The organism is Psychroserpens algicola (assembly GCF_014526325.1).
Lineage (GTDB): Bacteria > Bacteroidota > Bacteroidia > Flavobacteriales > Flavobacteriaceae > Psychroserpens > Psychroserpens algicola.
This window is the reverse complement of record NZ_JACNMJ010000001.1, coordinates 1-14550: the sequence shown is the minus strand read 5'-3', so window position 1 is coordinate 14550 and position 14550 is coordinate 1. Positions and strand designations below refer to the sequence as shown.

The 14550-nt window shown below is 33.5% G+C and carries 10 protein-coding genes; 4 read left to right on the top strand and 6 right to left on the bottom strand.

The window, feature by feature from the left end:
* Positions 1-210 precede the first annotated feature (210 nt).
* The gene (locus tag H7350_RS00050) at positions 211-2013 is read right to left on the bottom strand and encodes a T9SS type A sorting domain-containing protein (RefSeq protein ID WP_204343829.1); all 1803 of its coding nucleotides are present in this window, start codon (positions 2011-2013) and stop codon (positions 211-213) included.
* Between the two features lie 142 nt (positions 2014-2155).
* Positions 2156-3781 (bottom strand): L-glutamate gamma-semialdehyde dehydrogenase, encoded by a 1626-nt coding sequence (pruA, locus tag H7350_RS00045; RefSeq protein ID WP_204343828.1) that lies wholly within the window; start codon positions 3779-3781, stop codon positions 2156-2158.
* A 138-nt stretch (positions 3782-3919) separates the two neighbouring features.
* Between pruA and H7350_RS00040 the strand changes: the two genes are divergently transcribed.
* On the top strand, positions 3920-4924 hold the full coding sequence (locus H7350_RS00040) for a DUF6695 family protein (RefSeq protein ID WP_204343827.1): 1005 nt from the start codon (positions 3920-3922) through the stop codon (positions 4922-4924).
* Here the strand turns inward: H7350_RS00040 and apaG are convergent.
* Positions 4921-5307 carry a Co2+/Mg2+ efflux protein ApaG gene (gene apaG, locus H7350_RS00035; RefSeq protein WP_204343826.1) on the bottom strand — a complete coding sequence of 129 codons (387 nt, stop codon included), beginning with the start codon at positions 5305-5307 and terminating at the stop codon, positions 4921-4923. The genes H7350_RS00040 and apaG overlap by 4 nt on opposite strands.
* 112 nt (positions 5308-5419) lie before the next feature.
* Entirely contained in the window at positions 5420-6781 is a 1362-nt protein-coding gene (locus H7350_RS00030; RefSeq protein ID WP_204343825.1) for a pyridoxal phosphate-dependent decarboxylase family protein, read from the bottom strand.
* Positions 6782-6875: 94 nt separating this feature from the next.
* Here H7350_RS00030 and H7350_RS00025 point away from each other — a divergent pair, with 94 nt between their 5' ends.
* Complete coding sequence (locus H7350_RS00025; protein ID WP_204343824.1) at positions 6876-7406, top strand: cysteine dioxygenase; 531 nt, start codon at positions 6876-6878, stop codon at positions 7404-7406.
* Here H7350_RS00025 and H7350_RS00020 read toward each other — a convergent pair.
* Positions 7403-8656: a type IX secretion system plug protein gene (locus H7350_RS00020; protein ID WP_204343823.1), complete on the bottom strand. Its 1254-nt coding sequence runs from the start codon at positions 8654-8656 to the stop codon at positions 7403-7405. The genes H7350_RS00025 and H7350_RS00020 overlap by 4 nt on opposite strands.
* Positions 8657-8904: 248 nt before the next feature.
* Here H7350_RS00020 and H7350_RS00015 point away from each other — a divergent pair, with 248 nt between their 5' ends.
* Positions 8905-10461, top strand: a complete 1557-nt coding sequence (locus tag H7350_RS00015; protein WP_204343822.1) for a helix-turn-helix domain-containing protein — start codon at positions 8905-8907, stop codon at positions 10459-10461.
* A gap of 149 nt (positions 10462-10610) precedes the next feature.
* Here the strand turns inward: H7350_RS00015 and H7350_RS00010 are convergent, their stop codons facing one another.
* Entirely contained in the window at positions 10611-11288 is a 678-nt protein-coding gene (locus H7350_RS00010) for a DUF4386 domain-containing protein (RefSeq protein WP_204343821.1), read from the bottom strand.
* Between the two features lie 360 nt (positions 11289-11648).
* Between H7350_RS00010 and H7350_RS00005 the strand changes: the two genes are divergently transcribed.
* A partial coding sequence (locus H7350_RS00005; protein ID WP_204343820.1) for a SusC/RagA family TonB-linked outer membrane protein occupies positions 11649-14550 on the top strand: 2902 nt, incomplete at its 3' end.

Here is a 14550-nt window from a genome sequence, read left to right as displayed (position 1 = left end):
TATAACATATAAAAAAGACTGGATATTTATCTGGTCTTTTTTTATTCATGTAATTGAGTTATCAATTTAACTATGCAATTGTGAACTGTTTAGTAGGCAATTATCATTCCTTTACGATAACTTACGATAACTTACGATAACACTAGAACAGGCATAAAAAAAAGCGGCTACAATAATTATAGCCGCTTTTTTTAATAGTTTGATGTCGATTTATTTCACAATAACCTTAGTTCTATAATTGTAATTATTTTTAGTTTCGATATTAAGAATATACATTCCAGAATCTAGATGTAATGGTAATGATGTTCTTTTTTCTAAAGTTTGACGTAATAAGAAAACACTTTTACCAGTAAGGTCTATTACTGAAATAGTAGCGTCGTCTATAACTTTATTGCTTAAGATGGTTAAATCATCTTCAATTGGGTTTCTTTCAATTTTTATTGATGCAATATTTTCAAAATCAGAATTTGATAAGGTTTCAGGCATAATTTCGCTTAAAGCAAAAGCGACATTTTGTTCAGTTAATTGTACATGATTTTCGTTGTCATCAGGCATATACCAATTAACAAAAGGTGTTTCATTTAATGTGTCTCCAGTGCTTCCTGGATCGCCTAAATCTATCGTATGGTACCAGTTTGATTCTCCTTGAGGAGAAGAAGACAGAGCCATTCCGCTAACGGAAGGAATAAAGCTGAACTTATCCAGTTGTAATGCTGTAAGAAAGCTATCAATTAGAGGGTCACCACCAAGTCCACTTGTAAATCCGCCTAAATCAAATAATCCACCTGAGGCAGCGTCCACACCATCTGTAAACGTAGGAGCTTGTGCATCAACTTCAACATCAATTAAAGTAATAGGGAAAATAAAAAATCCAGAAACATTTACTTTACTAATTAATTGAGCACCATCTGCTGTGGCAGGAGTTAAATTAATATTGATATCAGCATTCACATCTGATAATGGTGGAACATCAGGAAGTGCTAAATCTTGAATGGCTAAAGCAGAGAACCCTGGAGTAACATCAGTATTTGCAATAGACTTGTAAGGAGTTCCAATACCGCTACCGTTAATTATGGCAACATTTCGTGTGTTTTCTGGATAACCCGTTGTCGTTAGTCCGTTGATATGAGTTTCAAAGGTTGTTCTGTATGGATGAGGTTCTGGTAATAATTTAGTATCATCAAAAAGGGCATCTTCACCAGCTAAAAGATGAGTTTCAAAATGATCTATTAATAATTGTCTTGCTGCAGGAGATTTAAGAAGTCCGTTAACAACCCCTTGAAGTTCTACAATGTTCAAATCTTCACCTAAGCCAAAACCAAGGAAATTAAATTGATGTTGAAATCCTAAAGGGACATTAGCACCAAGGTGTGGAGAGTCAAAAGAAATCCATAATCTGGTTTCATGATTTTCTGATGCATTTTCCATGAAGTTTAGAGCATATCGTGAAATTAATCCGCCCATACTTGGGCCAATAATTACTAATTCTTCTTCACCAACTTTATCTGTATTGAGCGTGTTGATTAAATCAATAAGTAGCATTGCGTTACGTTCGATAAAATCTGCGCCACCATTTACTAATGTGCTTCCAGGATAGTCAAGTTCATCGATTACCATATCAGCATTGGTGTCAGTAGCATCATCAATATTTAATAATGTATTGTCACTTAATCTGAAATAAGATGGAAAGTTTAGTATCACAACATCAAAGCCTTCAGCTCTAACTAAATCAGCAAGGTTTTGATCACCACCTGACCCAGTGAAATCTAATAAACTATAAAGACCAGGAATTGTTCGTGTATCTCCAGGATCAAACCCATCTACTAAAATGATAGGTTTATCTAAGATTCCTGTTTCAGTATCTAAAAATATTTCGTATTCACCAAGCCCAGCAAAATCTGTAGCTCCAGAATAATCTCCCAATGGTGCTACTTGTGTAGATTCAAACTCAATAGTTTGAGCTTGAACAAGTAAAGGGAGGGTTAAAAAAAGTAAAGCGTATTTTTTTATCATGATTAACTAATTAATTGATTATGCAACAAGATACAAAGTTTCAATTAGTTAATTAGATGTTAGTTAATGTTTTAGGATTAAAAGCAAAAAAAATCCTCAAACTGTTAAATCTGAGGACTTTCTTTATAATTATTGATGTGTTTTACCCTAAAAATGGATAGCGATAATCTGTTGGAGTTACAAATGTCTCTTTTATCATTCTCGGAGAAACCCAACGTAAAAGGTTTAAAGCACTACCAGCTTTGTCATTCGTTCCTGAAGCTCTAGCACCACCAAAAGGTTGTTGACCTACTACAGCTCCAGTAGGTTTGTCATTGATGTAGAAATTTCCAGCAGAATTTTGAAGTGTTTTTGTGGCTTCATCAATTGCATATCTATCGGTTGCTAATACTGCACCAGTTAATGCATATTCGCTTGTTGAATCTACTAATTTTAAAGTTTCAGAATAGGCTTCTTCATCATAGACATAAATGGTAATTACTGGGCCAAATAATTCAGTACACATTGTTGCATATTTTGCATTTTTTGTAACTATAACCGTTGGTTCAATAAAATACCCCTTACTTTTGTCATAGTTTCCTCCAACGATGATTTCAGCATCAGTATCTTGTTTAGCTTGGTCTATGTATTTGGCTAATTTATCAAATGAGCCTTCATGAATTACAGCAGTAATAAAGTTGTTTAAATCTTCAGGAGAACCCATTTTAAACGATGTAACATCTTCAATAACGCGTGCTTTTACAGTTTCCCATAAATTTGATGGGATATAGGCTCTTGAAGCAGCACTACACTTTTGTCCTTGGAATTCAAAAGCACCTCTTGTGATAGCTGTTGCTACTTGAATTGGATTTGCCGATTTGTGAGCAATGATAAAATCCTTACCACCTGTTTCACCTACAATTCTCGGGTATGTTTTATAATTGTGAATATTATTTCCAATCTTTTTCCAAAGTTCTTTAAAAATATATGTTGAACCTGTAAAGTGTAAGCCCGAAAAGTCTGGACTATCCATCACAGTATCCGTAATCATAACCGGGTCGCCAAATACAACATTGATAACACCAGCAGGAACTCCTGCTTCTTTAAATACATCCATAATTACTTTAGCGGAAAATATCTGACTATCACTAGGCTTCCAAACAACAACATTTCCCATAAGTGCCATACAGGCTGGAAGATTTCCAGCAATAGCTGTAAAGTTAAAAGGAGTTACAGCATAAGTGAAACCTTCTAGCGGACGATATTCTAATCGGTTCCAGGCATCGCTTGTGCTTTCAGGTTGTTCATGGTAAATATCAGTCATAAACTGTACATTAAAACGTAAAAAGTCGATTAACTCACAAGCAGCATCAATTTCAGCTTGGTGAACCGTTTTAGATTGCGCAATCATTGTAGCTGCGTTAATTTTAGCTCTATAAGGTCCGGCTATTAATTCTGCGGCTTTTAAGAATATTCCAGCACGATGTTCCCAAGGTAATTGAGACCATGTTTTTCTTGCCTCTAAAGCTGTAGCAATAGCATCTTCTACATGAGATTTTTCAGCTAAATGATACGAGCCAACTACATGCTGATGATCATGAGGCGCAGACATGGTTTTTGTATTTCCAGTCGTTACGTCTTTACCATTTATATATAATGGAACATCAATTTTAGAATTCCACATCTCTTTATAGGCTGCTAAAACTGCTTCTCGTTCAGTAGAGCCAGGAGCATACGATTTAACAGGTTCATTTATAGCTATTGGTACATTGAAAAATCCTTTTCCCATTTTAATTTTAGTTTTTAAAATCCTTTATTATTTTGAGGTGCAAAGTTACGATTTTTTGACGACTAATGAATTCTCAACTATTAAAACGAGGTTAAAATAATCAGTATTTTTTTGTAAGTTGCTGCTAATATTTTTTATATGAACGACGGAATTATCCTAACCCTTGCATACCCTGAAACTATTGTCTCTCATGCCGAAGAATGGTATTCTCCATTTCTTAGATTCTTTTTTATTGGAAGTAAATCTCATGTAAGAGCTGGTCATGCAGCATTAGTATTAATTGATAAATCTACAGGGGTTTTAGAATATCATGATTTTGGTCGCTACATCACATCATCGCCAAATGGAAGAGTTAGAGGTAGAGAAACTGATTTCGAACTCAACTTTCCTGTTGTAGCCCAAATTGAAAACGGTAACATAAAAAATTTAGAAACGATTTTGAAGTTTTTAGCAACCCATCCAAAATTAACACATGGTGATGGTGATTTATACGCTTCTGTTTGTAATGCTATAGATTATAAAAAAGCGCGTTTACATATTGATAAAATGCAAAACAAAGGTTTTATTCGTTATGCCGCATTTATTAAAAAGGCTTGTAATTGTGCACGTTTTGTAACCGATAGTTTAATTGCAAGTGTAACTAATGGTGACATAGTTAGAAAGCTTATAAAATCAAAGGCATTTACTCCCAGTACTATAGGAAATGTGGTAATTGCTAATACTGAAAACCAGGTGTATCTTGTTTCTGAAGCTGGCGAAATTTCAGAATTTAATTCAACAGTAAGTAAAGAGAACAGACGTCTGTTTTTAGATGTTTTAAAAGGGTATAAGCCAAGTTTAAATGGTACTATTGAACCTAAACATAATAATATAAAGGGGTCTCACGCACAATGGTTAAGTGGTATTGCTGCTGGTGCCTGGTTTGAAATTTATGATTTAAATTTAGATGATAAGTTTAGATTTCGGCGTATTTCTCCTTACGGAAATATTGATTGTGATGGTGTTTACAAAGTTTGTTCAGAAGGTTTTGATATCCAATCAAAGTATGAGTTTATTCATTATTCAAATTGCCAGTTTTTTCATATCGAGCAAAATGATATGACTTTTAGGTTTGAGTTCCAGGAAAATTTTGACAGACCTTAATTAATAGCGAAAGGAGCACTTAATTTAAAGGTTGGAATAATAACTTTAAACTTGTTAGTGTTTGTAAAGTTAATCATGTTATAATGACCTTGCATAGCGCCAAAAGGAGAAGTTAACAAGCATCCCGAATTATAAGTGTGAGATTCACCAGGTTTTAAAACAGGCTTTTTTCCAATAACGCCTTCGCCTTCAATAATTTCTACATTATTAAGAGCGTCTAGTACTCTCCAATATCTAGAATTGAGTTGTACAGAATCTTTACTTTGGTTTTCAATAGTTACTTTATATCCAAAAGCAAAGTGCACTTTATAATTTTTATAAAATGTACCCTCAAATGATGTTTCGACAGAAATTTTAATGCCGCTAGTAACTTGTTGAACCATGAATTATCCCAATAATAGCCTACAAAAATAAGTAATTTCTTTCTAAATTGGTGACTTTTTTATAATAATGCAAATTTTTAACAAAATTTAGAAAAACAACCGATAAACTGAATTAAAAATCAGTTGAAATAGCAAAACTCTCAAGCGTTTTAAAAAAGTTGTGAATATCATCTTCTTGAAGTGAAGAATTTATAGTCACCATTCTAACAAATTCCTGGCCTCTAAAATTTCCGAAGCCAACCATAAGTTGTGCATTTTCATATAATGCTGTACATAATGTATTTGCAGGAATGTCTTTATAGTTAAAACATACCGAAATAGAATCATCAAAACTATATAAGGTGTAGTCTGGGTTGTTTTTAATATAAAGTCTGGCAATTTCGGCTAGTTTGAATTGATGATTAACAATAGATTCTAATCCTGTGGTACCAACAGATTTCCAGAGTGTCCATAGTTTTAAGGCATCATTTCTTCTACCACATTGAAGTGATGTTTTTCCTAAATTGAAACCATCATCACTAGTTTGATACAGGTATTCGGCTTCATTTGAAAAGGATTCGTATAGGTGTTTTTTGTCTCTGGTAACAATTATCGAGCAACTCAAAGGTGTCCCTAACATTTTATGGGCGTTTACGCTAAATGAATTAGTGTGTTCTATTCCTTTTACAAGGTGTTTATATTCTTTGCTGAAAATAACCGAGCCACAATAAGCACCATCTAGATGTAACCATAGGTTATGCTTTTTACAGACATTACTTATCGATTCGATATTGTCAAAAGCTCCTAGAACAGTAGTTCCTGCTGTTGCATTTACAAAAAAAGGTTGATAGCCCAGTTCAATATCTTTGATGATTTGATGGTCGAGGTCATGAGCTAGCATTTCGCCTTTTTCATTAGTTTTAATAGCTCTAACCTGATCTCTTCCAACACCTATGAATGAAGCGTTTTTTGCAATAGAATAATGAGAAACGTCTGATGTATACAGTGTCATTTTAGTGGAAATACCTTCATTTCTTACAGACGGATTGTAATTATCTCTAGCCATTAAAACAGCCATGTGATTGCTCATAGATCCGCCAGGAGCAAAAGTGCCATCTGCTGTTTCGGGATATCCAATCATGCTACAAATCTTTTTAAGAATGGTTTTTTCAATCCCTACCTGTGGTCCAGCAACCTTATAAGTGTACATACTGTTATTAAGCATGACTGCCAATAAATCGCCAAGTGTAGCCTTACTCATTCGTCCGCCAAACAATTGATTGAAAAATGAAGTTGAAGCCGTTTTTGGAGTGCTTTTAATGATAGCTTTAAGTGTGTTTTTAAAGCTATTGTCAATAGTTGGATTATCGTCAAGATTTAGATCTAATGTTTGATAAAGTTCGTTTGTGTTAATTGGAGAAGCAACAGGGTGATTTTGTTCTTCAGAAATTAGAAACTCAACAAGTTCGTTAAACAAATGTAAGTCTTTATTCATATTAGGAGATTGTTCTAAAATTTTGGCTCTGTGTAAATTTATTCCTATTTTTTCGGAATATTATATAAATCCCTTTAAATATCTATTTCAGACATTGAAACCGCAAACGCATATTCAAAAGCTTATAACACAATTGTCGGAGTCTCCAATAGAAGATTACAATGCTGTACTAAAAGATTTTGATTTTAGTTTGATTGATTTCACCGATTTTGAGAGCTGGTCTTCAAAACACTATACTCGAAATTGTATTTACAGAGATTCAAACTTTGAACTTCTGTTGTTGTGCTGGAATCCAAACCAAGCTACTGCTATTCATGGTCATGATGGTGAAGACTGTTGGGTATATCTATTAGAAGGTGAAATAGAAGAAGTTTATTATGCCTATGATGACAGTAGTGTTTTGCGTCAAGTAAATTCACAAAAATATGAGGCAAATGAACTCTCTTTTATGAATGACCGCCTTGGATTTCATAAACTGAAGAATGTTTGTAAAGGAAAATCGCTAAGCCTTCATCTTTATGCTAAACCTATCGATAATTGTGTGTGTTTTGATGAACGTTCTCAGGTATTTAATAATAGAGAACTTAGTTATGATACTCACAAACAATTATTGCTAAAGGATTAATTGGAGATATCAACCGAACTGGCTTCACCAAAACCTAAAAGTTGATCATAGCGTGCACCTAAGTCTCTGTAATATACAAGCACTTTATAATTGTTTTCTGTTTGCCAGAAATTTCCGCTAATTCGACCTTCATCTATAGCTCCCTTAGCATCTACTATCACATATTTGTAGTTATAAAACCCTTGCTTTAGTCTAATGACTCCAGTGTATCGTTTGCTATCACCATTATAAACGAGTTTGTTTTGTGGTTCTAGAGCGTAATTGTTGAAATTTCCGTAGATATATATTGAGCTGCCATCGGTAAGTTCAGGAAATAATAGTGAAAAGTGAACATCGGTATAATCGGCTTCAATATCAACATTGTCGCGATCAATTGCAGTTATCAAAAAATTACCATTAATATCTGGATTGTAGGTGTAGGGTTGGTTGTCTCGAGGACCATCAACAAAGAGATAGCTGTTATAAATGTCTTTTAAGTCAATAAATTGTACTCCAACATTAGCACCTCTAACATCCTTAGTCTCAAAAAAACGAAATTCATTGCTAGCCCAAAAAGCAGTCTCACTGGTGTATTTATAAATCAATTCTTTACCGATAGTATACTGAGGCTTTACATTTTTAATTGCAGTATTTAAGTTGTTGTTTTGAATAATTAAAGTATTAACAGTTTGTTTTGGGTTGTTTAAATGTAATGCTCCAGAATTTATGGTGATATCTAAACTTTGTTTACTTTCTATAAACCTCACATCTCGAGAGCGTTTTACAGCAACGCCAACACCTAATTGCTCTTGATAAATCATGAATTTTCTGGTAAATACAATATCTTCATTTTCGTTATAGATGGTAATGATATAGTTGCCGGTTTTTGTAAGGCCTCTGGTTTGTTGATTTGGGATTTGTAAATCATAATGAGAATAGAGTTGATAAGCATTAAATGAATTTTCATAATTCACTATTCTAAAATTATCAAAGCCATTCATGTATTCCATTTTAACCAAATTTGATCGAGTCCAATCATAATTATAGTGTTCAATAGTATAGTAAAAGTCAGGTTCATCAGTTGTGAGGACATCAAACTCTAAATGAAATGATTCTCCTAATCTTATGATAGGAAGTTGGCCTTGAGAAGATGTTCGACTTCGAAAGGTAATTGTTTTAATATAGTCTGGCGGATTGATTTCTTCAACTTGGCTAAATCCTTGAACTGTTGTTAAAATTGCTAACAGGAAAAAATGAATATTCTTGATCATTGTGATAATTTGATATGTAAAGATAAACAAAATCTATGCCTTACACATGTAGTTGTTTACTGACATTTATTTAAACCAAGTAATAACCTGTTAATTAATCACTAAAATTTTGTTAAGTAAAACTTAAGAAATTTTCCATTTGTATTTCATATGTTATAGAAATCATAAATAGAGTAAATTATTATCGGGATTAACCCAATCTGGACTATTTTTAGAGCGTCAATGATATATTTGTTTTTAAAAAAAACATGAAGTTAAACTGCCTGCTTACCGTATTGTTTCTTTTGCCTTTTTTCTATTTGAATGGCTTAGAAAATACTATTGCAGATGAATTAATGGAGCACTACGAATCTGAAAACTGCTATGAAATTTTACCATTACTTGAAGGGGTTATTTCAGAAAATTCAGACAATCCGTTATTCTGGTTTAACAAAGGGCTATGTGAAACTCAAGTTGAAGATTATTCGGCCGCAAAACAAAGTTTTTTAATAGCAAATCAATTGGATGTCGTTGAAACCGGTAAGGTGACTTCCGAACGACTTTACTATAATTTGGCATTAAGTGAATTAAAACTCCATAATACCAATGAAAGTCTAGCATATATTGAAAAAGCACTGCAACCTAAGAAAGTGCCTTCGCCAATTTTTCAAGATGGTAATTTTAGTGAATTGGAAGGAAATACAAGGTTTCAACAGCTTATGACCAAGTACAAGCCGTCTTTAAATCGGTGGACAAGTGTATTTTTATTTATTGTCTTTCAAGGTCTTTTGGTCTTCTCAATTTTAATTTTTAGAAAAAAAGGGAATAAGAGATCTAATATAATTTTAGGGTTATTCGTACTTTCATTTGCTATAACCCTTGCTATTTTTGTTTTGTACTGGAGTGGTTACATATATGTGTATCCGTTTACATACTTTGATGGATTGTTTAGAGTTATAAGTTATTTGTTTGGTCCGCTTTTGTTTATGTACATACAATCCTTATTCCCGGAAAGGTTGAACTTTAAGACGATATTCCATCATTTCATTCCATATATAATCTGTTTTCTGTTATATACTTCAAGGCTGTTTTTTGATATTTCAGATACAATTTTTGCACCTTTAATTGCAATGTTGTTTAATCCCTGGGTACGCGTATCACATATGCTCATCTATTTAGTGTTAATATATTTTTATGTTGAAAAGGAAAAAACTAACGTAGCCGATAATGTTAAAGTATGGTTACACTATTTGACCTATTCGTTTTTCGGTTTGATATTGTCCTATATATCGTATTTTATTTTGATTAATTTTTCGTTTTTTAATTTAGATTGGGCTTATATGATATCATTTATGATCTCTTTCTTTATTATCTTAATAAGTGTTATGGGATATATGCAACCTGATGTGTTTTGGGGGTTTAGTATGGAGCAAGTATTCACATTTGTGAAATATAAAAAATCTGGTTTGAGTGAAAGTTTGTCCTTAGAACTCAAACAAAAATTATTATCCTTAATGATTAACGAAAAAGTATATAAAGAAAACACAATAAATCTTGAACGATTATCTCAAAAGCTAGGGACTTCAAAACATAATACTTCACAGGTTATTAATGAGCATTTTAAGGAGAACTTCTTTGAGTTTTTAAACGATTTTCGAATTGAAGAGGCAAAAGAATTGTTGGTTAATGATCATAACCATTTAAACATTACCGAAATTTTATATGAAGTTGGGTTTAATAATAAAGTTTCATTTAATAATGCGTTTAAAAAGCGTACTGGGTTGACTCCGACTCAATACAAAAACCATATGCTAAGCTCTGCTTAAAACTTTTGGCTTCAGAACGAGGTTGTGTTATAGCTGGTTACATTAGTAAGTAGATAATAAATCCGTAGCATGTTTTTCAAGTACGCAAATTCCTGTCAATTACTGATGCACATTGTTGTGCACCGTTTTTCTCTAATTAAATGCTGTTTTTATAGTTTTGTTTCTGGAGCTGTCGAATTCAATCCTTTGAAAATTAACCATAAAGGAAGCATCAGTTGAATGAGTCCAATAGGCAGTAGCATATTCATGCTAATGCTATGTCCAAAAAGAGACAATACTACTTCAATAAACATAAGGAATACAGCTATTAATCCAATAATCGAAATGACTTTTGGAATTAATTTGGATACAAAAAGTGTATAGTATAAAATAAATACAGGGAAGCAAGACATAAGGAGGCTCAAATAGTGTGTCCACCAATGCTTTTTGTAAAACACATTGCCTAATGTACTTAATATATCAGGATTACCAAATTCATTTTTAGTATACTCTAAACTCAGTTCTAACATCGATAGTACACTAATATTGTCTATAGATATAGCTATAAATCCTAGTATAGTTGATGCCAAATACAAATAAGACAGAGTGATACTATATTTTTTAAAAATTGGTAATAAAATTACAGCTATAACAATAGAAATTATTCCACTAAAAAATAAAAGTAATGTCGATACTATAATTTTATTTGAGTTTTCAGAAGTAATGGATAGAAAATTATCTGAAAATAATACTGGACCTTGTAAGAATTGATACACTATAATTCCTGTTATAAATAAGAATAAGAACAATAGTCCTACAAGTCTTCCTGTTTTTTTATTGGATTTCATTTTTTTGATTGATTTATTGATTGATTGAGTATATGACGGTGTAAATTCTTGAATGTTACAATGTATACAAATTTTAAATTGCATACATAATCATATTTCAAAAACTGACGAAGTAAATTACTATCGGAAATAAGGAAATTATTATCGGGCTTACACTATTACAGGCATTAACTCTCTTTTTTTGTGCCAGCAATTGCAAAAGGCATGGTGGTGCTAGTGTGACTTATTATGCATTAAATCATGTTAACTTTAATTTCATAAGAGTAATTATTTTGAGTTAGTCTTCAAAAATAAACCACTTCACGGCCTGCCTTTTCATATTGCACTATAACTAACTCGTAATAATTAAAATTAGAATTTATGAAAGTAAAAAATTATGCTTTAGTGATGGTGCTCTTCTTTTTAAATACAGCAGTAATGTTGGCTCAGGAGAAAACGGTCACAGGTACAGTTACATCAGCTATTGACGCATTGCCATTGCCTGGTGTTAGTGTCATCGTAAAAGGAACTACGCGTGGAGTTCAAACAGATTTTGATGGTAATTACTCTATCAAAGCTAGTGCTAATGAAACATTAGTATTTAGCTATGTAGGAAGCAAAACCGTTGAGGAATTAGTAGGGAATAGATCTACTATTAATGTTGCAATGGCAGAAGATGTTGCTGCATTAGATGAGGTTGTCATTGAAGCCTACAGGACTTCAACAGCAGAGAAATCAAACATTTCTTCTACAACGATTACATCAAAAACGGTTGAAGCCCGACCAAATGCATCTTTCGCACAGACTTTACAAGGTCAGGTAGCGGGACTTAACATTACAACAGGAAGTGGTCAGCCAGGAGGCGATAGTACCATTAACTTACGTGGTGTATCTTCGTTATCAGGTAATACTGAGCCCTTATTCATTATAGATGGTGTGCCAGTAGATGAGGATAACTTTAGGAGTTTAAACCCAAATGACATTGAGTCATTATCTGTTTTAAAAGATGCTGGAGCAACTGCTATTTATGGAAATAGAGGTGCAAATGGTGTTGTACTTATTAAAACAAGACGAGGATCTTATAACTCTGGACTTAAAATCAACTACATCGGAACAACAGCGTTCTCAACATTACAAAATCACGATTATGACTTAATGAACTCGAGAGAGCAGTTACAGTTAGAGAAAGATTTTGGATCAGGATTTGGAGCAACGTTATCAGATGCAGAACTTGAAATAAGAGCGCAACAGACCAATACAGATTGGTTAGATATTTTCTTTGGAACAGGATTAACACAGAGTCATACGCTTAATTTAGCTTCAGGTGGAGAGAACATTAACTCGTTCACATCATTTGGATATACAGATCAGGAAGGTATCTTAAAGAAGGCTAGTACGCTTAAGCGTTTTAACTTCAGAAATAATATTTCTGGTAAATCAAGTAATGGTAAGTTTAACTACGGAACATCATTTACTTTAAACTACTCAGAGTCTAATGAGCCTAATGCTATTGGAGGAACTTCTGCAGGAGCAATTAACAGAAACTTCGTATTAGGAGCAAACCAGTCGGTACCTTACATTTCACCTGCATCTTATGTGCCAGGAGAAGGTGCTAACATTCCAGTAGAATTTGCTAATACGCCTTTATTCTTATTAGATAGAAGAGATACTTATACAAGACGTGAGGATGAGATTAAGATCATCGCAAACGTAAATGCAAGTTATAAGATTACAGATAACTTAACTTTTAGAACTTCTTTTGGTGGTGATTTTACAGATGAGCAATTATTACGTGTAGAGGCTCCATACTCATTCAATGCTGCATTATTTGCTGCAGATGGAGATAATACGCCAGGATTCTCAGATCAGGATTCATTCAGATCTGTAGCGATGAACTTCAATAACTCATTAACATGGGGTAAAGTATTTGCAGATAAGCACTCTATAGAGGTGTCATTATTTTCAGAATACTTTAAAGCACACAGACGTAGTTTCGGATTTAGACAATTAGGTTTTGATCCAGCAACATTCTCACCAGGCGATGGAGCATCGTTTGTAAATGATAATGCAGACAATGATAACTATGTAGATACAGGTAGAGCAACTGTAAGAGATGCTGGATTATTCTCATACTTTGGATTTGTGGATTATGATTACGATTCAAAATATGGATTCTCAGCAACATTACGTCGAGATGCATCTTACCGATTTGCAGCGTCAAACCGTTGGGGAACATTCTGGTCTGTTGCAGGACGTTGGAATATTTCAAACGAAGCGTTTATGGAAGATTCAATCTTCGATCAATTAAAGCTTAGAGCGTCTTATGGTACAACAGGTAACCAGAGAATTATCGCAGTAGCAGGACAGTTTGCATACTTTGCTGCACCAGATTTAACAGAGAACTTCTTTAACACAGGAGGACAGTATGGTGGTGTAAATGGTTTAACAGTAGGTCAGATTGGAAACAATGACTTAAAATGGGAAACTATTGTACAGGCCAATATCGGATTAGATTTCGCGCTTTTCAATAATAGATTAAGAGGTGCTTTTGATGTGTATGAAAGAACCACAGAAGATTTATTCTTCGGAACTCCAATTGCTCCATCATTAAATGGTGGTGTAACAAACTTAAGTGCAAACGTAGGTGAGTTAAAAAACAGTGGTTTTGATTTAGAATTACATTATGATCTTTTCAAGTCTAAAGAAGAAGACGGTTTAAATGTGACACTTAACTTAGTAGGGAACTACAACAAGCAAGAAATTGTTAGCTTAGGTGCTGGAGGCGATGTGCCACTTTCAATTAGAGAAGGAGGTGTCATCGGAGAAATTTTTGCAGCACCATATATGGGTGTTAATCCAGCAAATGGTAACTTATTGTTCTTAGATATCGATGGAAACTTAACAGAAGATATCACAACAAACGATCAAAGAGCAACAGGAAAGAACATCTTCCCAGATTATCAGGGTAGTTTCGGATTTGATGCTGATTATAAGAATTTCTTCTTTACAACACAGTTCAACTATACGATAGGTGTTTACCGTTCAGATTTTGATATGCAAGGTTTCTTAGATCCTACATCTATTGGTCAGTTTAGACATTCAAGAGATATCTTAAGAGCTTGGTCACAACCAGGAGATATTACTGATATTCCTTCGCTTAATGCAACAAATGCAAGTGATGAATTCTTATCTGATAGAAATATTAGAGAGTCAGATTACTTAAGATTACGTTTTATCCAGTTTGGATACAATGTACCTAAAAAAGTATTAGACAAAATCGGAT

Bases quoted from the DNA above. Each gene is read 5' to 3' on its own strand.
- H7350_RS00050 (WP_204343829.1), bottom strand. From the start codon at position 2,013: ATGATAAAAAAATACGCTTTACTTTTTTTAACCCTCCCTTTACTTGTT.
- pruA (WP_204343828.1), bottom strand. From the start codon at position 3,781: ATGGGAAAAGGATTTTTCAATGTACCAATAGCTATAAATGAACCTGTT.
- H7350_RS00040 (WP_204343827.1), top strand. From the start codon at position 3,920: ATGAACGACGGAATTATCCTAACCCTTGCATACCCTGAAACTATTGTC.
- apaG (WP_204343826.1), bottom strand. From the start codon at position 5,307: ATGGTTCAACAAGTTACTAGCGGCATTAAAATTTCTGTCGAAACATCA.
- H7350_RS00030 (WP_204343825.1), bottom strand. From the start codon at position 6,781: ATGAATAAAGACTTACATTTGTTTAACGAACTTGTTGAGTTTCTAATT.
- H7350_RS00020 (WP_204343823.1), bottom strand. From the start codon at position 8,656: ATGATCAAGAATATTCATTTTTTCCTGTTAGCAATTTTAACAACAGTT.
- H7350_RS00015 (WP_204343822.1), top strand. From the start codon at position 8,905: ATGAAGTTAAACTGCCTGCTTACCGTATTGTTTCTTTTGCCTTTTTTC.
- H7350_RS00010 (WP_204343821.1), bottom strand. From the start codon at position 11,288: ATGAAATCCAATAAAAAAACAGGAAGACTTGTAGGACTATTGTTCTTA.